Source organism: Mariprofundus ferrooxydans PV-1, assembly GCF_000153765.1.
In the GTDB taxonomy this organism is placed as follows: domain Bacteria; phylum Pseudomonadota; class Zetaproteobacteria; order Mariprofundales; family Mariprofundaceae; genus Mariprofundus; species Mariprofundus ferrooxydans.
The window spans coordinates 150,768-174,144 of record NZ_DS022294.1; the positions used below are offsets into that span (position 1 = coordinate 150,768).

Annotated in this window: 24 protein-coding genes; 2 read left to right on the top strand and 22 right to left on the bottom strand. The window is 54.6% G+C overall.

The genetic code is table 11. From position 1 onward, the window contains the following. Positions 1-62 precede the first annotated feature (62 nt). The 17 genes from SPV1_RS00690 to murA form a co-directional block, all read right to left on the bottom strand. Positions 63-680, bottom strand: a complete 618-nt coding sequence (locus SPV1_RS00690; protein WP_009849146.1) for a type IV pilus inner membrane component PilO — start codon at positions 678-680, stop codon at positions 63-65. Beyond that, positions 680-1,258, bottom strand: a complete 579-nt coding sequence (locus SPV1_RS00695; RefSeq protein WP_009849147.1) for a PilN domain-containing protein — start codon at positions 1,256-1,258, stop codon at positions 680-682. The genes SPV1_RS00690 and SPV1_RS00695 overlap by 1 nt, the downstream gene beginning before the upstream one ends. Beyond that, on the bottom strand, positions 1,255-2,337 hold the full coding sequence (gene pilM / locus SPV1_RS00700; protein WP_040881353.1) for a type IV pilus assembly protein PilM: 1,083 nt from the start codon (positions 2,335-2,337) through the stop codon (positions 1,255-1,257). Before pilM ends, SPV1_RS00695 begins: the two co-directional genes overlap by 4 nt. A 203-nt stretch (positions 2,338-2,540) precedes the next feature. After that, positions 2,541-5,381 carry a tetratricopeptide repeat protein gene (locus tag SPV1_RS00705; protein WP_009849149.1) on the bottom strand — a complete coding sequence of 947 codons (2,841 nt, stop codon included), beginning with the start codon at positions 5,379-5,381 and terminating at the stop codon, positions 2,541-2,543. An 85-nt stretch (positions 5,382-5,466) separates the two neighbouring features. Then, positions 5,467-6,549, bottom strand: coding sequence for an AmmeMemoRadiSam system radical SAM enzyme (gene amrS, locus SPV1_RS00710; RefSeq protein ID WP_009849150.1), 1,083 nt, complete (start codon positions 6,547-6,549; stop codon positions 5,467-5,469). A 3-nt stretch (positions 6,550-6,552) separates the two neighbouring features. After that, entirely contained in the window at positions 6,553-7,110 is a 558-nt protein-coding gene (amrA, locus tag SPV1_RS00715) for an AmmeMemoRadiSam system protein A (RefSeq protein ID WP_009849151.1), read from the bottom strand. Between the two features lie 5 nt (positions 7,111-7,115). Then, entirely contained in the window at positions 7,116-7,886 is a 771-nt protein-coding gene (gene amrB / locus SPV1_RS00720) for an AmmeMemoRadiSam system protein B (RefSeq protein WP_009849152.1), read from the bottom strand. 59 nt (positions 7,887-7,945) lie between these two features. Beyond that, positions 7,946-8,557, bottom strand: a complete 612-nt coding sequence (locus SPV1_RS00725) for a DedA family protein (protein WP_009849153.1) — start codon at positions 8,555-8,557, stop codon at positions 7,946-7,948. A 61-nt stretch (positions 8,558-8,618) separates the two neighbouring features. Further along, positions 8,619-9,377 carry an imidazole glycerol phosphate synthase subunit HisF gene (gene hisF / locus SPV1_RS00730; RefSeq protein WP_200903933.1) on the bottom strand — a complete coding sequence of 253 codons (759 nt, stop codon included), beginning with the start codon at positions 9,375-9,377 and terminating at the stop codon, positions 8,619-8,621. After that, positions 9,374-10,114: a 1-(5-phosphoribosyl)-5-[(5-phosphoribosylamino)methylideneamino]imidazole-4-carboxamide isomerase gene (gene hisA, locus SPV1_RS00735; protein ID WP_009849155.1), complete on the bottom strand. Its 741-nt coding sequence runs from the start codon at positions 10,112-10,114 to the stop codon at positions 9,374-9,376. Before hisA ends, hisF begins: the two co-directional genes overlap by 4 nt. Positions 10,115-10,488: 374 nt before the next feature. Continuing rightward, the gene (locus SPV1_RS00740) at positions 10,489-10,860 is read right to left on the bottom strand and encodes a c-type cytochrome (protein WP_009849156.1); all 372 of its coding nucleotides are present in this window, start codon (positions 10,858-10,860) and stop codon (positions 10,489-10,491) included. Between the two features lie 231 nt (positions 10,861-11,091). Beyond that, positions 11,092-11,721, bottom strand: a complete 630-nt coding sequence (gene hisH, locus SPV1_RS00745; protein WP_009849157.1) for an imidazole glycerol phosphate synthase subunit HisH — start codon at positions 11,719-11,721, stop codon at positions 11,092-11,094. 49 nt (positions 11,722-11,770) lie between these two features. Further along, entirely contained in the window at positions 11,771-12,358 is a 588-nt protein-coding gene (hisB, locus tag SPV1_RS00750; RefSeq protein ID WP_009849158.1) for an imidazoleglycerol-phosphate dehydratase HisB, read from the bottom strand. Next, positions 12,355-13,389: a histidinol-phosphate transaminase gene (gene hisC / locus SPV1_RS00755; protein ID WP_231288225.1), complete on the bottom strand. Its 1,035-nt coding sequence runs from the start codon at positions 13,387-13,389 to the stop codon at positions 12,355-12,357. The genes hisB and hisC overlap by 4 nt, the downstream gene beginning before the upstream one ends. A gap of 156 nt (positions 13,390-13,545) precedes the next feature. Then, complete coding sequence (gene hisD / locus SPV1_RS00760; RefSeq protein ID WP_009849160.1) at positions 13,546-14,844, bottom strand: histidinol dehydrogenase; 1,299 nt, start codon at positions 14,842-14,844, stop codon at positions 13,546-13,548. Between the two features lie 5 nt (positions 14,845-14,849). Beyond that, a complete protein-coding gene (hisG, locus tag SPV1_RS00765; protein WP_009849161.1) occupies positions 14,850-15,518 on the bottom strand; it encodes an ATP phosphoribosyltransferase in 669 nt (222 codons plus the stop codon). Beyond that, a complete protein-coding gene (murA, locus tag SPV1_RS00770; RefSeq protein ID WP_009849162.1) occupies positions 15,511-16,806 on the bottom strand; it encodes a UDP-N-acetylglucosamine 1-carboxyvinyltransferase in 1,296 nt (431 codons plus the stop codon). Before murA ends, hisG begins: the two co-directional genes overlap by 8 nt. 132 nt (positions 16,807-16,938) lie before the next feature. Between murA and SPV1_RS00775 the strand changes: the two genes are divergently transcribed. After that, positions 16,939-17,874, top strand: coding sequence for a homoserine kinase (locus tag SPV1_RS00775; protein ID WP_009849163.1), 936 nt, complete (start codon positions 16,939-16,941; stop codon positions 17,872-17,874). Positions 17,875-17,931: 57 nt separating this feature from the next. Here the strand turns inward: SPV1_RS00775 and SPV1_RS00780 are convergent, their stop codons facing one another. From SPV1_RS00780 to folE, 5 genes are all read right to left on the bottom strand, one after another. Beyond that, positions 17,932-18,684: a glucosaminidase domain-containing protein gene (locus tag SPV1_RS00780; protein ID WP_009849164.1), complete on the bottom strand. Its 753-nt coding sequence runs from the start codon at positions 18,682-18,684 to the stop codon at positions 17,932-17,934. A 164-nt stretch (positions 18,685-18,848) separates the two neighbouring features. After that, a complete protein-coding gene (locus tag SPV1_RS00785; RefSeq protein WP_231288226.1) occupies positions 18,849-20,177 on the bottom strand; it encodes a diguanylate cyclase domain-containing protein in 1,329 nt (442 codons plus the stop codon). A gap of 349 nt (positions 20,178-20,526) precedes the next feature. Further along, positions 20,527-21,192, bottom strand: a complete 666-nt coding sequence (locus SPV1_RS00790; protein ID WP_009849166.1) for a pseudouridine synthase — start codon at positions 21,190-21,192, stop codon at positions 20,527-20,529. Next, positions 21,173-22,072 carry a hypothetical protein gene (locus SPV1_RS00795; RefSeq protein ID WP_152909270.1) on the bottom strand — a complete coding sequence of 300 codons (900 nt, stop codon included), beginning with the start codon at positions 22,070-22,072 and terminating at the stop codon, positions 21,173-21,175. Before SPV1_RS00795 ends, SPV1_RS00790 begins: the two co-directional genes overlap by 20 nt. Positions 22,073-22,089: 17 nt before the next feature. Next, positions 22,090-22,692 (bottom strand): GTP cyclohydrolase I FolE, encoded by a 603-nt coding sequence (folE, locus tag SPV1_RS00800; protein WP_009849168.1) that lies wholly within the window; start codon positions 22,690-22,692, stop codon positions 22,090-22,092. Positions 22,693-22,785: 93 nt separating this feature from the next. On the opposite strand from folE, the gene SPV1_RS00805 reads away from it, so the two are divergent. Next, positions 22,786-23,370, top strand: a complete 585-nt coding sequence (locus SPV1_RS00805) for a histidine phosphatase family protein (RefSeq protein WP_009849169.1) — start codon at positions 22,786-22,788, stop codon at positions 23,368-23,370. Positions 23,371-23,377 lie beyond the last annotated feature (7 nt).

The window sequence follows — 23,377 nt, forward strand, 5'->3', positions numbered from 1 at the left end:
CCGGTATCCTGCTTTCATTCTCATCCTCTGTCTCCCGGAACCCAAATCAACGACATCAACCATTATCGGCCCCTGGCTGTGCGTGTTTTTTCAGGTTGTTCCTCAACAAATCGATAGGTCACCGCCTGCCCTGCAACAGTCAGATCCCCTTTGCTCTTGCCCGTACTCAACCTCAGATGTTTCACATCCACGATACGCGGCATTTCACCCACTCGTTTCAAAAACGTCAGCAACTGGCGAAAACTGCCCGAAAGATTAAAGGTAACAGGTACCTCGGCATAGATCTGGCGATTCACCTCACCCTCCGGCTTGAATGTCGCGAACTCCAGACCGGAATCCTTACCCGCCCATGATACGCTCTCCAGCAGATCCGGAATTTGTGATTTTTTTGGCAACATATTCAGAGCCACCTTCAGCTGCTTCTCCAACTGGGCATACTCCCTCTGCTTGCGAGGCAGGTTATGCGCCAGCCGTTTATTCTTGATCAATCTCATCTGCTGCACTTTCGCCTGCGCCTGTTGCTGCGCGATTTCCTGCTGTAGCGGTGCCCAGCCCAAAGAAAAGTAGACACCTGCAATGACCAGAAACACGACGGTAAGGGCCAGCAGTTTCTGCCATAACGGCAGAGGCAACATAGGCCTGAGCGATTCATACATGGACTGCTGCATGGATTCAAACATCAGGAAGCCGCCTTGCCAGTCGAGCTGGTGGTTATCGTAACCTCTTTGCGGGTCACCTTCAGACTGAACTTACGCACCGGCAGGTTATTTACCACCACCCTGCTGATCACATCCAGCCGAACATCCGTGAACATCGGTGACTGATCCAGCTTGCGCATAAAGATAGCTACAGCCTTGTTGCTTTCGGCCTGTCCTGTCAGCAGCAGACTCCCGCCCTGCTCACTGATTTGATTCAACCAGACATTTTCAGGAATCAGCAGAGCTATCTCATGTAACGTTTTCAGAGAATGAAAGCGTCCCTCCTGCAGGCGGTCAACAATCTTCAGCTTGCGCTCCACATCCGCCCGCAGGTGGTCAAGGTTCTCAATTTTGCCTATCTTCTGTTTCAGGTCCTGATTCTGCTTCTGCAACAGCATCGTTTCTTCCTTCAGGTCAGCCAACTGCAATGAAGCATATGTATGAGCCCCCAGCGTACACAGGATACCAACAATCACCACAGCAGCAAAAGCAGTCAAATGCTGAACAATCTGCTGCTGACGGCGTGCCGTACGGTAGGGAATAAGGTTAATGCGGATCATATATCGAAGTTCCGTAAGGCCAGGCCAATCGGCACCATCAGCATCGGGCCGATGCGCTGCAAATGCTCAACATCAAACTTGCGAGCGGCTATCTTGATATTTTTCAGCGGATTCAGTACCACACTGTCGATACCCAGGCGCTGTTCAAGTTCCGTAGCAATGTCCGGTATCAGTGCACAGCCGCCTGAAATAAAGAGCTTGCGCACCGGAAATTCCGCCTTGCTGGCAGAGTAGAAATCGAGCGAGCGAACCAGTTCGGAGGTCAAACCGCTATAAAAACGTTCCAGCGCTTCCGGCTGAACTTCCGAAAAACGCTCCACCTTCAAGGCCTCGGCCTCCTGGTAACTTAGCCCGTGCAGTTTCTGGATCTCTTCCGTCAGGTTCTGACCACCAAAAAACTGATCTCTGACAAAAGCCATGCGACCATTAATCAGAACATTGATATTCATCATATTGGCGCCGATATTCACCAGTGCGTGCACTTCCGCATCTTCATCCGGCGGCCAGTCATCGCCTGCGACAGGTGGCTGATGTTCATCAGTAGTTTCTGCAGCATTTTCCAATGCAAACACAGCACAGTCCATGCACTTCACATCCAGGCCGGCATTACCCAGCACCAGTTGATAATCTTCCACAACCTCTCGCTTGCATGCAACAAGGACTACATCCATCTGCTCGGGATCTTCGGCATTCATGCCCTGAATATGAAAATCGAGAAAAACATCATCAATATCATAAGGTACATGCTGGTCGGCCTCGAACTCAATCTGCGGCTCCAGCTCAAATTCCGTGGCAACAGGTACGGCAATGGTTTTAATAATCACGGCGTTACCGGATACCGCCAGAGCCACATTTTTACTGGCGGGGCGGGCCTGTTCAACGGCATCAACCAGGGCCTGAGTGACTGCGGTGGAGTCAATAATCGTATTCTCCACAATCGCATCACGTGGCAATGGAATCATGGCCAGCGCGACCAGCTCAAAGCCGGATCGATTGCGGGCAAGCTCTACCAGTTTAATGCCGGTCGAACTGATATCGATACCCAGCATGCCTTCCGACTTATTTGAGAAAAGCGCCACTCACCCTCCATAGCTTAAGCATTACCGACAAAAAACAGTGCAAGTTAGCTTGCCACAAGAATTAATGTCAAGTTTATGTGCCAGCTGCGACACACCACACTACGCCTGACGGAACTGTTATTTCCAGCCGGGCAATAATGTAGCCATCCTGTCAGATTATTCACGCAGATGCAGCAGAAAATATCAGGTGGGTACAGCCATTTCTATTTACCCTCCGCCATGCGCCGGGCAACAGCTGCAGCCCTGGCATTACCCACGCCCTCATAGGCTTTGGCCAGATAGCGATATATATCCGGTCGTCCATTCTCTCCCATCAGCGCGAGAGCATGCTTTAATGAAGCCTGCGCATCATCAAAGCGGCCCTGCTTCACATACACCCGCCCAATCCGGTACGGCACATCGGCATCATCGGGTTCCACCCTGCCCGCCTCTTCATATGCCCGCAACGCTGCGGGCAGGTCGCCACTGTATTCATAGCAAGCGCCCAGATTAAAGGCTGTATATCGATGCTCAGGATCCTGCCTGAGCACATACTTAAACACTGCAATCGCATCGGCATACCACCCCTCCCGCATCAACAGGTAACCGAATTCGTGTAGTGCGGCGGGGGTGGCATGAGCATCATGCAGCGCCGTTGCATAGTACCCCTGTGCATCTGCATAACGGACATCGAAATCTGGTACAGCCTGAACCGAAAGCTGCCGCCAGCGGCGCGTCAGCGATGAATCGCCCAGCCGGGTTTTCGTGTGCCAGACCAGATCACCCGGAAACAGTGGCGATTGGGCCGATACGACATGCCTGATATCGTCCAGATTCATCTGTCGGCGCAACCGGGATTTGAACGCCGGAATTCCACGCTGGCGCAGACGCGCCATCTCGAATTCGAGCGTCGGGTAATCGGCCCGGTTCAACGGTAGCGTCTTATCTGCAACCAGAGCCAGGGCATCGGTCGTTAACAACTGATAAGGCAGCCACTCAGCCGGAATACCGTGAACGGCCAGCAGATTATCGTAGACAGGCTGACCTTTCTGCAGTCCGGGCAGTGAATGCGCCGAGATAGGCTGATCCGAGCAGAGCAGCAGAAAATAGGAGGACTTGATATACAACAATGCGCAGTGACGGAAGCTGTCAGCCACGGTATTGAGGATAATATCCACGCCTCGATCCCCCACGCGCGCATCCAGCCATGTCACATAGACACCATCTCCTTTCAGGCGCTGTTTCACCACCTGAAAAAAGTCGCGGGTGTACAACTTGGATGAACTGAAATAGAGCGGCGTCGTCACTGTATTCAGGATCAGATCATATTGCTTATCCGCTGCCCGCACATAATGAATGGCATCATCGACCACGATATTCACTGCCGGGTTGGATTCAATATCGAAATTCCAGCGCTTCATGCGAAACAGATTTTCCCTGACGACCGGATTGATCTCAACCACATCGGTATGGCCAAACATCTGTCCCACCACAGATGCCGTGGCCCCGCTGCCCAACCCCAGCACCAGCGCCTGACCTGTGTCAGCTGAAAAAATGGAAGCCAGTGACCCGACCACTTTTTCAGAAGGATTATTCAACGGAATACTGTTATAGCCGTTGATAAAGAAGTAGGGGCTACCATTGACCTCATTGATAGCAAACACATCCTGATAGCCCTTATAAGCCGCCACCCTGACCGTATTTTGACGCGCTTTACGCAGATCATCCGCAGCATGGAAACTGGTATAGCTGACATACAACAATCCCTCATCCCACATGCTTGTCCACGCCCCGCCACAGGCCAGCAACAGCAGGGCACTCATGACAACATGGCGGAGCCTGCGTTGTCGACAGAGCAGCATCGAGCAGGCAATACAGGCACCGATAACCAGCAGCTGCACCCCATAGTCCAGATAACGGTGCAGCAGAAACACCATCAGCAGAAAGCCTGCCACATTACCCATGGATGCCAGATATAACAGATAACCGGAGTCCTTGCTCACATCCGCTGAGTTTTCTCCAAGCAGCGCGGGAATCGTGGCGCCAAATGCAATGCACGGAATACCCATCAGCACAAACAGGCACAACCACTTTAACAGCACCAGTGCGACATAGGACCCGGCAGCCGAGGCGTACAATGAGGCATACAGGTCGGTAACCGGCACCAGCCCCGCCAGAAGCAGAAGCAGGCCGACCAGCGCGAGCAACAACACGGTTTGAAAGGATATTCGAAAGCGACGCACCAGCAATGAACCGACAGCAATACCAAGCAGCACAATCGATAATACCAGTGCAAACGATTCCCGGAACGGGCCTAAAATCATTTCAGCCAGCTTGACCATAAACAGCTGAAACACCGCCGAAGCCATACTGACCGGAATAAGTGCCTGCCAACCGTAAAAGCCGCCGCTTCCGACTTTCACCCGGGGCGGATCGCTGCGCAACGCCGGATAGCCAAACCGTAAGGCGGCAGCAATAAACAGGTTAATACCGACAAACACCAGCACCGCACCGTGAATACCAAGCCAGCGCAACAGCACGAACTCAATCAAGATAGCTGTCAGCGCCGCTCCGATATTGTAGATGCCATAAACCCCGGAAAATTCAGATTTTTCGGAAATGCGGGACATGTAACCGGCAAACAGCGGCACACTGCAACCGATCAGAAATGCGGGCAGCAACAACAGTGCAATGCAGGCGATCACCGTGCCAGCCAGACCGGCCGGCAGCACAGGCAGGGTCGCATACAGCAACCCTTCCAGCCAGCTCGCACCAAAGACAAAACCGGCGCCATAAACGCCGATCATTGCCTCAATCAGCCATAAACTGCGCCATAATCGCCAAGCATAACGAGAGCCAATACCGATACCGAGCAGGAACGTAATCAGAATCGCTGCCGACACCACAAACTGATCGCCGATCAGGTTACCCAACATGCGCCCGTACAGAACCTCATACGAAATACCGGCAAAACCGGAGGCCAGCATCAGCAGCACAAACAGCAGGTGCTTCACCCTGGAGCCGTCATGGCGGTGATTGACCTGCAACTTCTCCGATAACATCATGACATCCTGCCTAGAAATAAGTGTGCCAGTTTAAACAAAGGTCGTGGAAAACTGCCCTCAGAGGTGAAAAATACTGTGAGCGGGCTCACCCGCCATTATGCAAAGACAGCGGTATACGGCGCGCACCGAAACCGTCATGAAATACGCCGAAGCACCCGGCAACAGCGGCATGACAGTCCGGACAACGCCCGTCGGGCAATAACTGATAATCGAGAATTTCATACCAGTCGCGTACGATCAGCGCACGCTTGCAACCGGGGCAGTAGGTCGTGCCTCCCTCACTATCATGAACATTACCGGTGTAGACGTAGTGCATCCCGGCCCTGAGCGCAATATCTCTGGCGCGGTACAGAGTCGATGGTGGCGTAGAGGGCGTATCCAGCATTTTCCAGTCGGGATGAAATGCGGTAAAGTGTAATGGCACATCCGGCCCCAGCTGCCCGACGATCCAGTCACACATGGAGTTCAGCTCCGCATCACTGTCATTTTCGCCGACAATCAGCAGCGTGGTAATCTCGAACCAGACATTCGTCTCATGCTTCAGGTAAAGCAGCGTATCGAGCACCGGCTGCAGATGTCCGGCACACAGGCGATGATAAAAATCACCGGAAAATGCTTTCAGGTCCACATTGACCGCATCCATATGTGAAAAGAACTCACCACGCGCTTCCGGATGGATATAGCCGGCAGTGACAGCCACAGTCCGGATATGTTGTTCATGACATGCGATGGCCGCATCCACCGCATACTCCAGGAAAATAACCGGGTCATTATAGGTGAATGCAACACTCCCACAGCCCGCCTCCACCGCCGCTCTGGCAATGCCCGCCGGTGTTGCCTCATCACACAGTCGGTCGAATGCTCGCGATTTTGAGATATCCCAGTTCTGGCAGAACTTACAGGCCAGGTTACAGCCGGCGGTGCCGAATGAGAGCACACTGGAACCGGGATAAAAATGATTCAGCGGTTTTTTTTCAATCGGATCGATACAGAAGCCGGATGAACGACCATAGGTGGTCAGCACCAGCGTCTCTCCCTCACGCTTGCGTACAAAACAGAGGCCACGCTGGCCCTCGTGCAGCCTGCAATCGCGCGGGCAGAGATCGCACTGAATACGCCCGTCATCCAGTCTGTGCCAGTACCTAGCCGGAAAATGCTGCTGCGCCATAACCTACTCCTCACCGCCCTCCGGCTCGCAATATTTGCTTACCGTATATCTGTGCAGTTGCAGATCCGGGTCCCAGAAGTCGACAGGGAGCCCCGCTTTCACCTTCAGATGCGCCAGAAACTGTGCGGGCTCGGGCAACTGCTCCCATACCTGCGGTAGAAATGTCGCCCTGTTCATGCCGAAATGCAGCACCACCCCGTCAATGCCCGGCCTTAAGCGAGCGAGAGCATCCTGCTCATCGCGCACAGGCATCGGCTGCAGTGATGAAAGCACCGACACCTCAATGCGAGTGTCAGCAAACTCTTCTGCCGTGAGCGGCGGAAAACGGGGATCTTCAAATGCGGCCGCCACAGCATTGGCCGCCACGTCCTCTGCCAGTGGCCTGTACGCCTCCAGCGAGCCGATACAACCGCGTAACCGCCCCTGCTTCTGCAGGGTCACAAAGCTGGCAGCCTGTTGCTGCATGGATGCAGTACCTTCCGGCAGGTCAGTGGCCAATCCCAATCGCAACCCGATAGCCGCACGTGCCAGCGCCAGCAGGAGCTCTCCGTCCACATCCATCACTCTTATCCGAATGCCAGCGAGGCATAGCCAACAACGCGATCGCGATCACCGGCTGTATCGCCCGAGTTGCGGTAATCGAGCAGTTGGGCCTGCAAACCGTGCTGCTTTGCCAGTATGTTCATGGCATTGATCCCTGTGGCACCACAAGCCTGTTCATGATCTATCGACTGCCCCTCCAGAATCCGGTCGATCGTTGTCAGGTCCATACGCCGTGCCTCTGCGTAAGGGTGATAATGGGAGAGGTCGGAACTGATGACAAACAGCATCTGCGCATCACCCCACAGCGACTCCAGCACATCAGCCAGCTCAGATGCCTCAACCGCACCGACGCAGAGTGGCAACAGTTCAAATGAACCCAGCACTGTTTGCAGGAAAGGCAGCTGCACCTCCAGGGAGTGCTCCATCGCATGTGCCCCGTCATCGATCGCTACGCAGTCAAATCGCTCGGCAAGCTCCCGCCCGTCAGCGGCCAGCGGTACGTCGCCCAGCGGCGTGCGAAAGGCAGAACTCGAAGCCACCGCAACCCCACGAAAAGCAACCCGGTGTGCCGGTCCTGCAATCACCACGCGGGAAACAGGAGACTTGCTAAGCAACGCATAGGCATAGGCCGCCGTCGGGCCCGAATAGATATAACCGGCATGGGGCGCAACAAGCGCCCGCGGACAGGGTGACACAACATCAACCTGAGCCAGCTCACGAGCGATCATATCGCACAATTCCGCCCGGTCAGCGGGGTAAAACAGGCCGGCAACAGCAGCAGGACGAACAGACATGGCAACCTCGACAGAAGTTTCAGTATAGCCGAATAGCTGTCATCTGTCAGTTTTCGATTTCAGTCCTCACCCATCTTGCCCTGCTCGGCATCCACGTTTTTCTGCCAGTGTCTGCGCACATGGTGATGGCCGTAACGAATATAGATCCATCCGCCTAAAATCGCAGCCGCCAACAGCACAAGCCCGAGGCCGATCAAGCCAAAACGGTGCAGGATGGCCAACCCGGCCATACCCAGCAGATGTCCGACAGCATAGATCACCAGCGCCCATGTCAGACAATTGACCACCTGCAACAGAGCAAAGCGAACAAAACCAATGGTGGATGAGCCGAACAGGATCGCCGCAATCATGCGGGTGCCGTACAGGTACTGAAAAATGAATATCGACCAGTGAGCATAACGATCCAGTACTGCATTGGCCTTGACATAGTGGCGTTTGAGGAACGGCAGAGCATTGATAATAGCCATACCGCGCCAGCGACCCAGCGCGAAAAAAACCAGATGACCTATGTAAGCACCGACAGCCGCCACCGCAATAACCTTCCACGGCGTCATCAGGCCCGCCCCGGCCAGTGCGGCAGCAGCGATAAATACGGATTCACCCTCAATAAATGTCCAGGCAAATACGGCCCAGTAGCCGTATTGTTCAACAAAGTGCTGGGCCCATTCCATGGCTATCTGCCGGAGGTGAAGCGCAAGATGTGGAAGATCAGACGTGACTCATCGCTCGGCATTACAGACGCACCGGAATACCGCGGGAAGCCAGAAACTCCTTGCTCTGACGAATGGTGAATGTGCCGAAGTGGAAAATAGAGGCCGCCAGTACAGCATCGGCTTTACCATCCTGCAGCCCCTCAGCCAGATGCTCCAGCGTACCAACACCGCCGGAAGCAATCACATTGGCACTGATCGCATCGGCCACTGTGCGCGTCAGTCCTATGTCATAGCCATCTTTGGTTCCATCGGCATCCATACTGGTTAACAGGATCTCACCGGCACCGTAATCGGACATGCGCTTAGCCCATTCGACCGCATTGATGCCGGTCGGCTTGCGGCCACCATGGGTAAAGCACTCCCAATGACTCTCGACACGTTTGGCATCAACAGCCACAACTATGGTTGATGAGCCAAACCGCTCGGCCGCGTCCTTGACCAGTTCCGGCGTAAAAATAGCGGCCGTATTAATAGATACCTTGTCGGCTCCGGCATGCAGCAGCCCCTCAATATCAGCCAGCGCCTTGACGCCGCCACCGACTGTCAACGGCATAAATACATGTTCTGCCACCTCGGTCACCATGTGATAAAGCGTACCCCGGCTTTCATGGCTGGCGCGAATATCGAGAAAGGTCAGCTCATCAGCACCCTGCTGATCATATTTAATCGCCGCCTCGACCGGGTCGCCAGCATCGATAATATCGACAAACTGAACGCCCTTGACTACGCGCCCGTGTGCAACATCCAGGCAAGGTATAACCCGTTTGGAGAGCATCAGCCGGACACCTTCATTGCAGCAGCGAAATCCAGTGTACCCTCGTATATGGCACGACCGGTAATCGCGCCGCAGATCCCATCGGCCACATGCGCGGCACATGCAGTGACATCGGCCATAGTCGCCACGCCACCGGAGACAATGACGGGGATGGAAACTGCACGGGCGAGGTTGGCAGTCTCCTCAATATTGGGGCCGCTCAACATACCGTCGCGTGAAATATCGGTATAGATAATCGCTGAAACACCGGCATCCTCAAACTGTCTGGCCAGATTGACCGCGCTCACATCCGTCACATCATCCCAGCCGTGCACCGCCACCATACCGGCTTTTGCATCGATGCCGACACAGACCCGCCCCGGAAACGCCTTACATGCCTCTTCTACCAGTGACGGATTGGAAACGGCGACTGAACCAAGAATCACCCGCTCAACCCCGAGGTTGAGCGTGCCTTCGATCATGGACAGGTCGCGCAGACCGCCACCGAGCTGTACCGGAATCGTCAGCGCCTCGCATATAGCCCGGATAGCCTCACGGTTGGCAGGCTTGCCGGCAAAAGCACCATCCAGATCGACCACATGCATACGGCGCGCACCAAGCCTCTGCCAGTGCAGTGCCATCGCAGCCGGATCGTCACCGTAATCGGTCGCATCGTCCATTCGCCCCTGTTTCAGACGTACGCAATGTCCGCCCTTCAGGTCAATGGCGGGAATAAGCTCAAAGGAGGTATCGATATTCATGGAGCGAATGATGCAGATAATGCATCGGGATTGCACCCGCAACTTTCTGTGACGACAGGAGTCCTGTGTTTATATCTGTTTTACACATTCATCACCTACATTCACACAACAGATGCGAGCCCAACACGAATGAACAGAGCGCATCAAGGCGATCCATGATGAAGATCAACGCAGCAAGAATCATGCATCGCCTTAGCTACCCCTGCCTGGCGTGACAGCGCCCCTTGCCCTGCGACTTCTCGGGCCTGCCTGCCGGACACGCAACCTTTCTTCCCGCTAATCCGAGAGAAACCAAAAAAGCCCCCGCTACAGCGGGGGCTTTGGCAGTCAGCGACAGCGCAGTTAAGCAACAGCCGCCTTCCGTACGGGATAAGTCAATTACCCTTCAGGAAAGCAATAAGCTCATCCTGTTTTGCTGCATCACAAACCTTCACTGCTGGCATTTTCGTTCTGGCATGATCATCACCGGTGAACTCCTTGATTGCATCCTTGGCGTTGCATACCCACTTACGCAGATGATCTTCATCCCATTTCCAGTTAGCGCCACCCAGACTCGTGCTGTATTTGAAACCTTCGTGCTTACCTGCCGCACGACCAACCACGCCGGCCAGACCCGGACCGACTTTATTGGAGGCATCAAGGTTATGGCACGCCTTGCACTTGGCCTCAGCGCCTGCATAAGCAGAAGCAGACATTGCGCCCATTGCGAGTACAGCAGCGACTGTGATCATTATAATTTTTTTCATATATACTCACTCCTTATAGTTAAGAGGTGCGTGTTATTATCCGCCTAAACAGATCACCATACAATAGGTCGGGATTATATTTATCTTACACCCGCAGATTTATGCTTTATCAGTTTTACTGCTCATCATTGCCAATAGTGGCCTGCAACATCGGCGCGGCCGCTGCTGATTCAGCCTGAACAAGCGGGCGTGGACTTCTGCAGCAGGCTGATCAGGCAGCTGGTTACAGGATCAGGGGTTCCACTGCTGAAACGCTTCCAGCAGTGCCAGTCCTGCACGCTGGGATTTTTCCGGATGAAACTGTACCGCTACAATATTGTCCCGCCCGATAGCAGCGGCAAACGGGTAGTCGCCGTAAGAACAGGCCGCCAGCAGATGCTCCGGATGCTCCGGGGCACAGTAGTAAGAGTGCACATAATAGACCTGCAACCCGGCCAATGGCGCCAGCACCGGATGCGGCTCGTGCTGGGATGAAAGAATGACATCATTCCAGCCCATGTGCGGGATTTTGAATCCCCGTTCAGGATGCGATGCGGGAAACGGGTTGACGGCGCCTGGAATCAGACCCAAACCGGGATATCTGCCGAACTCGTACGACACATCCATCAGCACCTGCATGCCCAGGCAGATACCGAGAAAGGGAGTGCCCGCAGCCAGCCGCTCTTTCAGCGCAACATCCATACCTGTCTGTTTTAATGCTCCGACACAATCACGAAAGGCGCCAACACCCGGCAGCACAATCCGGTCATACTGCTTCAGCGCATCGGCATCACTGACCAGCTCAACCTTGCCGCCCGTCTTCTCCAGCGCCTTGGCCACCGAGTGCAGGTTACCCATGCCATAATTAACCAGACCAATCATGCGTTGACCTGTAAGGTGAGAGATGAGGGATTACCAGCGACTGCTATGATCACAATGCACCCTTGGTGCTCGGAATACCGGACTGACGCGGATCGGCTTCGATCGCCATACGCAGTGCCCGACCGAAGGCTTTGAAGACTGTTTCAATAATGTGATGGTTATTGCCGCCGCGCAGATTGTCGATATGCAGCGTGATACGCGCATGATTACTCACGGCCTGAAAAAATTCCTTGAACAGGTCAATATCAAAACCGCCCACCGTCTCCTTGGGGAAATCGATATGATATTCGAGCCCGGGACGACCGGAGAAGTCCAGCACCACGCGCGACAACGCCTCATCCAGTGGCACATAAGCATGCCCATAACGCACGATACCCGCCTTGTCGCCCACCGCTTCACGCAGAGCCTCGCCAAAGCAGATCCCTATATCTTCCACCGTATGATGATCGTCAATCTCGCGATCACCGTTGGCCTCTACTTTGAGGTCGATCAGTCCGTGACGGGCAATCTGGTCCAGCATATGATCCAGGAACGGGATTGATGAATTCAGATCAGCCCTGCCGGTGCCGTCCAGACTCAGTGACAGCTGAATCTGTGTTTCGTTGGTTTTGCGCTCAATGCTTGCAGCTCGTGTCATAATGACATCTCCTTGAGAGCGGCAATCACCGCATCATTTTCTTCTGTTGTGCCGACGGTAATACGCACGCACTGGGCCAGCATCGGATCGGCGCCATGCATACTCTTGATCAGAATGCCGGCCTGCTTGAGACCGGTAAATACCGCCGCCGCATCGGGAACCCTGACAAGCAGAAAGTTGGTCTGCGACGGAAACACCGTCAACGCCTTGATCCGCGCCAGCGCTTTGTGCAGGCGCTCCCGTTCACTACGAATGACAGCTGCCTGTTGCTCGAACACATCAAAGTGATCGAGCAGAAATTCGGCTGAAGCCTGCGTCAGCGCATTAATATTATACGGCATACGCACCTTGTTCAGGTGGGCAATCTGATCGGCATCGCCGAGCAGATAACCGAGCCTGAGTCCGGCCCATCCCAGCTTGGAGAAGGTACGCAGCACCATGACATTGGAGCTAATCAGATGGGTATGGGCACGCTCGGCAAACGGCCCATAGGCCTCATCAATCACCAGCTGCCCATTGAGTCCGCGGGCAATCCGGCTGATCGTCTCCTCATCCCAGAGGTTACCTGTAGGATTGTTCGGACAGGCCAGAAAAGCGATTTCCGCCTTTTCCCTGGCACAAACCTGCAGAAAATGATCCGCATCAAGCGAGAAATCCGCGCGCAATGGCGCGCTGGCCACCGGCCGCTTCAGCCAGCGTGAAATCATATCGTACATGACAAACGTCGGTCGCGGCACGACACAGGTGCCCGGATTGGTCGCCAGCAGCAGCATCTGGATAATTTCATCCGAGCCATTGCCCAGCAGTACCTGCTCCGGATCAACACCATCACGTTTCGCAATCTTCCGGCGCAACGGCAACATGTCGGCGTCCGGATAACGGTTCAGGTTCACACCGGCCAGATGCTGTAGCCAGTCGTGGCGCAACTGCTCGGGCAAATCGTAGGGGTTTTCCATCGCATCAAGCTTGATCATGCCGCTGCTATCAGGCACATGGTAGGCGGAAAGAGATTTAATATCGCTTCGAATCACAGTTTAGTTACACCCGTTCGGGAGCATACTGCCCCTCACTTATATTCGCTTTAAAAAAGCGTGGTTCTGCTTCACAAATAGCCACAATAATTGCAACCGATCTATATGCATGTGCGGGGGTATGTACATCGTTCATACACGCCAGCACCCACCACATTATTCATCATTCAAACGCAACTCCAGCGTCAACGCATGTGCCTGCAAACCTTCGCGGTGAGCCAGATGTGCAGCAGCAGGGCCTATAGCCTCCACACCTGCACGGGTGGAGCGAATCACACTCGTCCGTTTCTGGAAATCATAGACGCCCAGCGGACTGGAAAAGCGGGCAGTGCGATTGGTCGGCAGCACATGATTCGGTCCGGCAATATAATCGCCCAGCGCTTCCGGCACAAAATGGCCGAGAAAAATAGCGCCTGCATGGCGAATCGAAGGCAACAGTGCGTCCGGATCCTCCAGCGCCAGTTCCAGATGCTCAGGTGCAATAACATTCACCGCAGCCGCAGCCTCTTGCAGGCTGTGCACATGAATCAGCGCACCGTGCGCCTCAACCGAGGCACGGGCAATAGCCGCGCGCGGCAATACCGCCAGATGGGCCTCGATCGACTCGGCCACCTGATTGAGCAGATGGGCATCTGTGGAGATCAGGATACTCTGCGCCGCCTCATCATGCTCGGCCTGCGAGAGAAAATCGGCAGCAAGCCACGCCGGGTGACCGCCATCGGCCACAACCACGATTTCCGATGGCCCGGCGATCATATCAATACCGCATGTACCAAATACCTGCCGCTTGGCAGCAGCCACAAATTTATTACCCGGACCGACGATTTTATCCACAGCCGGCACCGTTTCCGTACCATAGGCGAGCGCAGCCACGGCCTGTGCACCACCCACGGCAAAACCGCGCTGTACACCGGAAATATAGGCTGCGGCCAGCACCAGCTCATTAATCTCGCCACCCGGCGTGGGTACAACCATCACGATCTCACTGACACCTGCCACTACTGCCGGCACAGCATTCATCAACACCGATGAGGGATAGGCCGCCTTGCCGCCGGGCACATAGAGACCAACGCGGTCCAGAGATGTAATACGCTGGCCCAGTGTCAATCCGGCATCATCTGTAAAGTCCCAATCCTGCTGCAACTGACGCTCGTGGTAGGCGCGTATGCGCTCGACAGCCAGTGCCAGCGACTCCCGATCCAGGTCGGAAACTGCTTCCCAGGCCGCCTGCATGCGCTCCCGACTGATCTCCATGGACTCCGGCGTACAGGCCCATCCGTCAAAGCGTTCGGTATATTCACACAACGCCGCATTACCGCGCTTCTTCACGTTGGAGAGGATGTCTGCCACCAGATGCTGTACATCATCACCGGTATCCGTCTCCCTGGCCAGCAATGCCTCCAGTTTGGCGGCAAAGTCAGTATCTGCAGAGTCCAGTCTTGTAATATTAGCCATGGCTCTCACCCGTTACCTTTTGTTTTTACTGCCTCGCGCAGCCCGTTGATAATTTCGCCCACCTGTTTTCTGCGTGTCGCGAAACTTGCCGGATTGACAATCAGGCGGCTGGAAATATCAAACAGCGTGGTCTCTTCCACCAGACCGTTCGCCTTGAGTGTGCTGCCGGTCTCCACCAGATCAACGATACGCTCGGCCATGCCGACCAGCGGCGCCAACTCCATTGAGCCATACAGGTGAATAATCTCCGCTTGCACGCCCTGGGTCAAAAAATACTGTGACGTCAGAGAATCATACTTGGTAGCCACGCGAATGCGGCTGCCGCGTTCAGGTACGCCTGCGTCCACCAGCGCTTTGGGGCCACACACACACATACGGCAACGACCAATCTCCAGATCCAGCGGCTCATATACCCGCGGCCTGTACTCCAGCAACGAATCGCGGCCGGCGATACCCATATCGGCAGCCCCCTGCTCAACATAGGTACAGACATCCGCCGCACGAATAATCAGGAAGCGTACAGGCGTACCCAGATAGTCTCCATCAACCATCAACTTGCGTGTTTTTTCCGCATCTTCAGCCAGTGTCAGTCCGGCAGTAGCCAGCAGAGGCAGCGTTTGCTCCAATATGCGACCTTTTGACAGCGCAATCGTCAATACCCGTGTATCAGCCATTTAGTCGTGCCCCCTGCATCCAGCTTTCACTGGCACTAACCCGCTCGATACGAGCCCCCAGCCTGCTTAGTTTTTCCTCAATACGTTCATAGCCGCGATCGATATGATAGACACGCGACACAGTAGTCTCCCCCTTCGCCGCCAGTCCCGCCAGCACCAGGGAGGCCGAAGCACGCAAATCGGTCGCCATCACCGGCGCGCCGGAGAGTTGCTTACGCCCATGCACAATCGCGGTATTGCCGTCCAGCCGAATATCAACACCCATGCGCGCCAGCTCCTGCACGTGCATAAAGCGATTTTCAAAAATGGTTTCCCGAATCACGCTGACGCCGTCCGCCAACGTCATCATGGCCATAAACTGGGCCTGTAGGTCGGTCGGGAATCCCGGGTGGGGCTGGGTTTGGATGTCAACAGCCTTAAGCCGCCCGCGTGCCTTGCAGCGAATATAGTCATCTCCCGTCTCGACCAACGCGCCGGTATCCCTGACTTTGGCCAGAAAGGCTTCCAGCATGGAGGCATCGGTGCCGGTCACCGTCACATCACCACCGGTAATCAGCCCGGCAGCCAGATAGGTTGCTGTTTCTATGCGGTCGGCAATCGTTGTCATTTCGCCGCCGTGCAGACGATCAACACCCTGAATCACGATACGGTTGCTGCCTTCTCCCTGAATCACTGCACCCAGTCCACGCAGGGATTCGGCCAGATTAACAATCTCCGGCTCACGGGCGGCATTATCCAGCACAGTTTCGCCCTCGGCCAGTACAGCCGCCATCATCAGATTCTCGGTCCCTGTTACGGTGACCTGGTCAAAAACGATATGCGCGCCTCTCAGGCGCCCGTCCACGCGGGCAATGATATTACCCTGCGCCACGTCGATAGTGGCTCCCATTGCCTCCAGACCGCGCAAATGCATATCAATCGGGCGCGCACCGATAGCACAACCGCCGGGCAGGCTGACTGTCGCCTCGCCGAAACGGGCCAGCAGCGGCCCCAGCACCAGCGATGATGCACGCATGGTTTTGACCAGTTCGTATGGCGCTTCGGGCTTGTTTGCCTCTCTGGTATCGACATGCAAACAATACTGGTCGTCATAAGCGACATCGGCACCCTGCCAGGCCAGCAGGGTCATCATCGTCGAGATATCGTGCAGATGCGGAATACGGTGATAGGTCACCCGTCCGTCAACCAGAATCGCCGCAGCCAAAAGCGGCAGCGCTGCATTTTTTGCACCGCTGGCCTTGACTGTTCCGGTCAGGGCATTGCCGCCCTGAATGATAATTTTATCCATGTTTCACCCGCACCATAAAGGCGACGCACGCTAACGGCTGCAGCCACAGGGAACAATGCCTGTCACGGCAACCGCATCGCCACGTTGCCTGTCACAATTGCCTAAGCCCGACAAACTTCTCAGGATGCGGCGATGTCCGTCTATACAGAACTTACCCGTCACGATATCCAGAGCATCCTCGCCGACTATCAACTCGGCACACTGGCAGGCTTCGAAGGCATCGCTGCCGGTATTGAAAACAGTAATTTTTTCATTGATACCGACACCGATCGTTATGTCCTGACCATCTTCGAGCGGATGGATGAAACGGAGCTGCCCTATTTCATGCGCCTGATGAAGCATCTGGCTGCTGCCGGCCTCTCCTGCCCGGATGTGATGCAACGGCGTGATGGCTCGCTGCTGTTCCAGACGCATGGCAAGCAGGGATGCATCGTCTCCTGCCTGACAGGCAGGACACTGGATCGCCTGAGCAAGATACAATTACGCTCTTCCGGTGAAGCACTGGCCCAACTGCATCTGGCAGGGGCAGATTTTGACGAGCAGCGGGAAAATCCGACCGGCTTTGACTGGCTGGCGGAAAAGGTTGCCGAGGTCATGGATAAAACGCGCGAGCGCTACGGCCCTGATGCCGCCGCACTGCTTGCCGATGAGCTGAATTTTCAACGAGCGTACCAACAAAACGATCTGCCACACGGGGTCATTCACGGCGACCTGTTCGTCGATAACATTCTGTTTGAAGGCGACAAGGCGAGCGGTATTATCGATTTTTATTATGCTCACAGTGCCGCTTTCGCGATGGACATCGCCATCACCCTCAATGCCCAGGCCGTAGAGCTGGAGGAGGATGATCAGGCCCGCATTGATGCCTTTTTGGCAGGCTACGAAAGCCTGCGGCCTCTGCAGCAAAACGAGAGAGACGCGCTGCCGCAACTACTCAGGCTCGGCGCACTGCGCTTCTGGGTCTCGCGTCTGTTTGACGCCATATTTCCACGCGGCGGAGCCATGACCCAGACCAAGGACCCTGAAGAGTATCGCCGGAAGCTGCTGCTTCACCGGAACGCGCTCTAACCGGCCCTCTGCATGTCACCGCACGCTTTTCCCTCGCAGACTTCAGCGCCGAATCGTCTATAACGACCGCACCAGCTCCCTGTTGCTCCGCACGATCCCGCGGATAATGCTCACATAGCGCATCCCACGCTGTGAATAATCCTTCAGTCCCATAGCCAGAAAATCGGCATCCAGTGGCTTGTGGCTTCTCCTCATGGACAGACGCATTTTCCGCAATAACAGATAGGAGTCCGATGTATTCAGATTGCGTATGTATGCCCGCACGGACAACTGCGCCGATGCAAAACGCTTCACTTCATGATGCGCACCGGCATCGCGCCTTAACGGCACCACGCCACACCCCTGTTGAAAACACCACTGACCAAAATAGTTATTGGCTTCTCTGGCAAAGCGGGAGTTACCCCAGGATGATTCATTTGCCGCCTGCGCCAACACCAGGTCCAGCGGAATCATATCGACCCGGCGGAGCATAGTATGCCAGAATCGATGACTCAGCCCCACCTGCAGTCCAACCCGATACCTCTTCGCGATCGCCTGCAGAGCGCGCTGCTGTGAAGCAGTTAATCGATGCTGATCCCGCCACTGTATCAACAGCCGCCTCTCCCGCATCACCCGTTCATTCTCAAGCTGGACAAGCGGCTTCATCAGTGTGATAAACGCGCGTTTTCCCATTCTCTTGCGTTGTGGCGGCGGTGCTGTTGCTACGGATTTCTTATCGGCACTCTCTGCTGACGCTTTTGCCGCTAACGGCTTGTCTGCCTCCTGAGGCAGCGGCAATGCGTGCGAGCACGCCGAGAGCAGGGCTATCATACATATCCGCAACAAAGCACCTGCCCACATAAGCCCACTCCTCTGATTCAGTCACAGCGCAGAGCTTGGCCCTGACAGCAGGCAAAAGCTACCCGCTCTGCTCCGTACCTGTTTTTATTCCTGGCAGGGACTACGGCTACCCATGCGTTTATTTCGATGCGCAATCAGCCTTGGTTCTTATCAAAAATGCAGTAGCAGTTTCTGCCACTTTCCTTGGCCTGGTACATGGCAGCATCGGCTTTTTTCACCAGGGTTTCCATATCCTGATCGTCCGAAGAGGCCAGACAAATGCCGATGCTTACACCCACCTCATAGTGACCCCCTTTCAGAACTAACGACTGCCCAATAACAGTAATTACTTTCTCAGCCATTTTGCAGACAAACTCTTCTGAAGGAACATCAAGCAGAATGATGCTGAACTCATCGCCACCAAGGCGGGCTACGGTATCTGTTGAACGAACACATCGCATCAGGCGACTGCTCACCTCGACAAGCACCCTGTCACCCCACTCGTGGCCCAGCTCATCATTAATCAGCTTGAAGCGATCAAGGTCCAGCATCAACATGCCCATCCGATTCCTGTTGCGCTGCAGGTGGGCCCCAGCCTGTTGCAAGCGGTCATAAAACAGTGCCCGGTTGGCTAACCCTGTAAGATGGTCATGATAGGCCATGTTACTGATTTTCTCTTCTGCCTGCTTGCGTTCGGTGATGTCGATATGTAAGCCGACATAGTGGGTCGTCACGCCGTTCTCTCCTTTGACGGCGGTGATCGTAAGCCACTTCGGGTATATCTCACCATTCTTGCGTCGATCCCATACCTCTCCCTGCCATTTCCCGGTGCGCTTGAGGGTATCCCACATCTCGTCGTAAAAATCCGCGTCATGACGGCCCGATTTAAGCAAGCTCGGTGTCTGTCCGACAACCTCCTCTGACGTATAGCCGGTGGTCTTTGTGAAGGCATGATTGACCTTCAGAATCACGCTATTTGCATCGGTGATCACCATGCTTTCCTGAGATTCAAATGCAGCGGTAACAATGCGCAGTTCCGCCTCGACCCGTTTGCGCTCGGTGATATCATGAATGATCGAAAAAAACAGGCTCTTGCCCCTGTAGCTCACAAGTGAAATATGTGATTCTACCGTGCGAACATCACCATTAGCCAAACGATGGTCAAAGGAGAATATATTCTGTTCTCCAGCAATGGCCTTCTGTCTCTGATGATGAATTTCAGACTCTTGCTGGGCATTGATCCGGCTTACGCTCATACCACGCAAACTTTCCAGCGGGTAGCCATAAAATTGCGCTGCCGCAGGGTTGGCATCCACGATGGTCCTGGATTGATAATCAATCAATAACATGACGTCACGATGCATCTCGAACAACTGCCGAAAATGTGCTTCGCTTTCCCGCAAGGCATCAATACCTGGCTTCTTGTCAGAGTGAATCGTTGTCAGCCACTCTTCAAACTCGGGCGTCATTTCAGGTTCATCCAAAGCTTCTTAAACATGGGGCTTTGCTCTGGCCTGTCAAAATCACATGCAGTGGCAATGATGACCTCCTTTAGCCCTCACAACGAGCTGTGGCCTGCAACCATCACAAAACAGGCAGGCTTCCTCAATAAGCTAGCACCTCGCCAACATCAGATGTGTCACCTTTTCAATTGTGCAAGGATAAAGCAAGACAGACACGGAAGTCCATGTTCGTCATCAGTTCAGCTGGTGGGGAAAGGGTGAAATTACCAATACATACAACGGCCTGTTCAATACTCGCCATTACGCTCACTCCGGACGAAACATCTCATCAAACAGACTCTGGAGGCCGTCATTGAGGCATGGGCCACCCCTACCTTTGTTGTTTCTTTTTCCTGATCGGCCGGTGCTTCAGGTCGAATTTTTTGTGGCTGTTTCCGGCAGAAACCACAGGCCGATCAACGCCGCTGCCCTGTGTTGGAAACAGGTTCCACAGCTGTTGAGCATCTACCTCATCATATGTACCGGGTTGCAATCCATCGAGCGTGATCGGGCCGATCGCATAACGGATCAGGCGCAGGGTGGGAAAACCGACTGCGGCAGTCATGCGTCTGACCTGACGGTTGCGTCCCTCACTGATCTCCAGGCTGATCCAGGAGGTAGGAATCTGTGCCCGTGTGCGAATCGGCGGATTGCGCGGCCAGAGTGTGGCCGGCGCCTCCATCACGCTCACCCGTGCGGGACTGGTCATGCCGTCTTTCAACTCAACACCATGCCGCAGCCGCTCAACCGCCTCATCACTGATGGCCCCGTCCACCTGCACCCAATAGACCTTTTTAAGCTTATGCAGCGGATGCGAAATCCGGTTTTGCAACGGGCCGTCATCGGTCAGTAGCAGCAACCCCTCACTGTCACGATCCAGACGACCGGCTGCATACACACCGGACACGGGAATAAAATCTGCCAGTGTCTGACGCCCCGCCCCATCACTAAACTGGGTCAGCACCTCAAAGGGTTTATTAAAGCGCAGCGTCGTCATGACTATCCGTCAACTTGTGTCTGAAACTGTCGGCCAATATATCCAGCATCCTGCTTTTGCCTATACGTAGCATCAGCCACAGCATCAACATCGGCAGCAACACTACCTGCACGACAAAAATAGCGAGATACAAAGTCATCAGAGTTAACAGGGAACGAATAATATTTTCCGCATGTTCCACCATCTGCATAAATGCGGCTCTGATCTGCTCCACCTTTTCCGATGTTGCCGTCGTCATCGAGGAGAAGAAACCACCCCCTTGCTCCGGCGACAACTTGCTTAACGACTGATAACTGCTTGATACCACCGACAGGTCATCTACAGCACCGGCAATACCCGGTTGCAACCAGTGGCTGTAGAGCTGATCGCTGACCAGTGCCGAGGCCGGCAGCAAAAAACGTAACAATAGCAGCAGCAGGCAAAGCTTCAGCAGAGGCCCATACAGCGTGGTGAGCGTGACACTATTCAACCAGAGCAGCGGCACCATCAGCAGCAGCACAATGGCAATGGCTTTGAACGAGATGGCAGTGCCGATCTCATAACCGAGCTTCTGGATACCGAGCGAGGCAATCGCCGCCACCAGCACGGATGAGAGCCGCTCTGTCATATCATCAATCGGATCGAGTATCTGGCCTGCCGCGATGGTGATACCGACACCGGCCGGGGCCAGCTCCAGGTGAGACTCCTTGACGACCGAGACCACCGCATTAACACCCCGGATCGTGGCATAAGCGAGCGTGGCTGAGCGGATTGATTCGGAGAAATAAGTATCAGCAATATGATCAATGGCCGGAACTTTTACGAATGAAGCTCCGTAAAACAGTGCGCTGACCAGCAGTAACAACAATGTTGCACCCAGCCTGTTGCCGGGGGAGCTCATGGGTGCAGGAGCCCGCATTATCGCAGTGACTTATCCATGCCAATCAGCTGAAACAACTCCAGTCGCGATGACGGATTATTCAGAAAAGTACCGGTCAGCTTGGAGGTGGTCGTCCATGAATTCGATTTTTGTACGCCGCGGTGACACATGCAGAAATGCTGACACTGAATGATCACTGCCACACCTTCCGGCTCCAGCACCTCATTGATGGCATTGGCAATCTGCATGGTCAGTTTTTCCTGTACCTGAAGCCGCTTGGCATAGCCATCCACCACGCGCGCCAGCTTGGAGAGGCCGACGACACGACCGTGCGGGATATAAGCCACGTGCGCCTTGCCGACAAACGGCACCATATGATGTTCACAGTGGCTGTGCACATCGATATCGGAGACCAGCACCACCTCATCATAACCTTCCACCTCTTCAAAGGTTTTCTGCAAATGCTCTTTCGGATCTTCCCTGTATCCGGAAAAATGCTCGCCCATGGCCGCCAGTACTCGTGCCGGCGTTTCCAGCAAGCCTTCACGATGTACGTCCTCGCCCATATATTCCAACAGGCCGCGCACATGTTTCATCGCTGCAATATTCTTCTCATCATTCAAATCAAAATCTTCCGTCACTGGCCACTTCCTTTTATCGAACAGGCGTGCACCATAACGGATTATGCATGGTGACAAAACCAGAAATGGTTACAGGTTAATCCAGGAGAGCAAATGCTGACAGTTGATCTACTCAGACACGGAGCACTGGCAGGAGGCATAAAATACCGGGGCCAGACCGACGACCCACTGACCATTCAGGGCCGGGCCGATATGGATGCCGTATGGCAAAAACTGGCTGGTGATGTGGATCTGATCATCACATCCCCCCTCTCCCGCTGCGCTGAGCCGGCCACGGCATGGGCAAAACAGGCTCGCATCCCGTGCATCATTGAACCGCGCATCGCTGAAATGCACTATGGGGCATGGGAGGGTAAAACCAGTGAAGCCATCAGCTCGGCATTTCCCGGCATGCTGGAGCAGTGGCGGCGAGATCCGACAGGCATGCGTCCCCCCGACGGCGAATCGGTTGATGAGCTGCGTCAACGGGTACATGCATGGTTGATGGAAATCAGCACAAACTATCAGGACAAACAGCTACTGGTTGTTTCACACTCTGGCACACTGCGTATGCTGATTGCGCTGGCTCTTCGCGCACCCATCGCCAGCACACGGCATATGGATATGCCTTATGCCTGCTGGAGTCGTTTATATTGCGATGAGCAGAGCAGCAGGCTGGCATTTCACCAGCGCACGTAACAACCGA

Excerpts from the sequence above, each read along its gene's own strand:
- SPV1_RS00780 (WP_009849164.1), bottom strand. The coding sequence starts at position 18,684 with ATGATAGCCCTGCTCTCGGCGTGCTCGCACGCATTGCCGCTGCCTCAG.
- SPV1_RS00690 (WP_009849146.1), bottom strand. The coding sequence starts at position 680 with ATGTTTGAATCCATGCAGCAGTCCATGTATGAATCGCTCAGGCCTATG.
- hisD (WP_009849160.1), bottom strand. The coding sequence starts at position 14,844 with ATGGCTAATATTACAAGACTGGACTCTGCAGATACTGACTTTGCCGCC.
- SPV1_RS00740 (WP_009849156.1), bottom strand. The coding sequence starts at position 10,860 with ATGAAAAAAATTATAATGATCACAGTCGCTGCTGTACTCGCAATGGGC.
- SPV1_RS00725 (WP_009849153.1), bottom strand. The coding sequence starts at position 8,557 with ATGGAATGGGCCCAGCACTTTGTTGAACAATACGGCTACTGGGCCGTA.
- SPV1_RS00775 (WP_009849163.1), top strand. The coding sequence starts at position 16,939 with ATGTCCGTCTATACAGAACTTACCCGTCACGATATCCAGAGCATCCTC.
- hisB (WP_009849158.1), bottom strand. The coding sequence starts at position 12,358 with ATGACACGAGCTGCAAGCATTGAGCGCAAAACCAACGAAACACAGATT.
- hisG (WP_009849161.1), bottom strand. The coding sequence starts at position 15,518 with ATGGCTGATACACGGGTATTGACGATTGCGCTGTCAAAAGGTCGCATA.
- SPV1_RS00705 (WP_009849149.1), bottom strand. The coding sequence starts at position 5,381 with ATGATGTTATCGGAGAAGTTGCAGGTCAATCACCGCCATGACGGCTCC.
- SPV1_RS00790 (WP_009849166.1), bottom strand. The coding sequence starts at position 21,192 with ATGACGACGCTGCGCTTTAATAAACCCTTTGAGGTGCTGACCCAGTTT.
- SPV1_RS00795 (WP_152909270.1), bottom strand. The coding sequence starts at position 22,072 with ATGAGCTCCCCCGGCAACAGGCTGGGTGCAACATTGTTGTTACTGCTG.
- hisH (WP_009849157.1), bottom strand. The coding sequence starts at position 11,721 with ATGATTGGTCTGGTTAATTATGGCATGGGTAACCTGCACTCGGTGGCC.
- murA (WP_009849162.1), bottom strand. The coding sequence starts at position 16,806 with ATGGATAAAATTATCATTCAGGGCGGCAATGCCCTGACCGGAACAGTC.
- amrS (WP_009849150.1), bottom strand. The coding sequence starts at position 6,549 with ATGGCGCAGCAGCATTTTCCGGCTAGGTACTGGCACAGACTGGATGAC.
- SPV1_RS00805 (WP_009849169.1), top strand. The coding sequence starts at position 22,786 with ATGCTGACAGTTGATCTACTCAGACACGGAGCACTGGCAGGAGGCATA.
- amrA (WP_009849151.1), bottom strand. The coding sequence starts at position 7,110 with ATGGATGTGGACGGAGAGCTCCTGCTGGCGCTGGCACGTGCGGCTATC.
- hisA (WP_009849155.1), bottom strand. The coding sequence starts at position 10,114 with ATGAATATCGATACCTCCTTTGAGCTTATTCCCGCCATTGACCTGAAG.
- amrB (WP_009849152.1), bottom strand. The coding sequence starts at position 7,886 with ATGTCTGTTCGTCCTGCTGCTGTTGCCGGCCTGTTTTACCCCGCTGAC.
- SPV1_RS00695 (WP_009849147.1), bottom strand. The coding sequence starts at position 1,258 with ATGATCCGCATTAACCTTATTCCCTACCGTACGGCACGCCGTCAGCAG.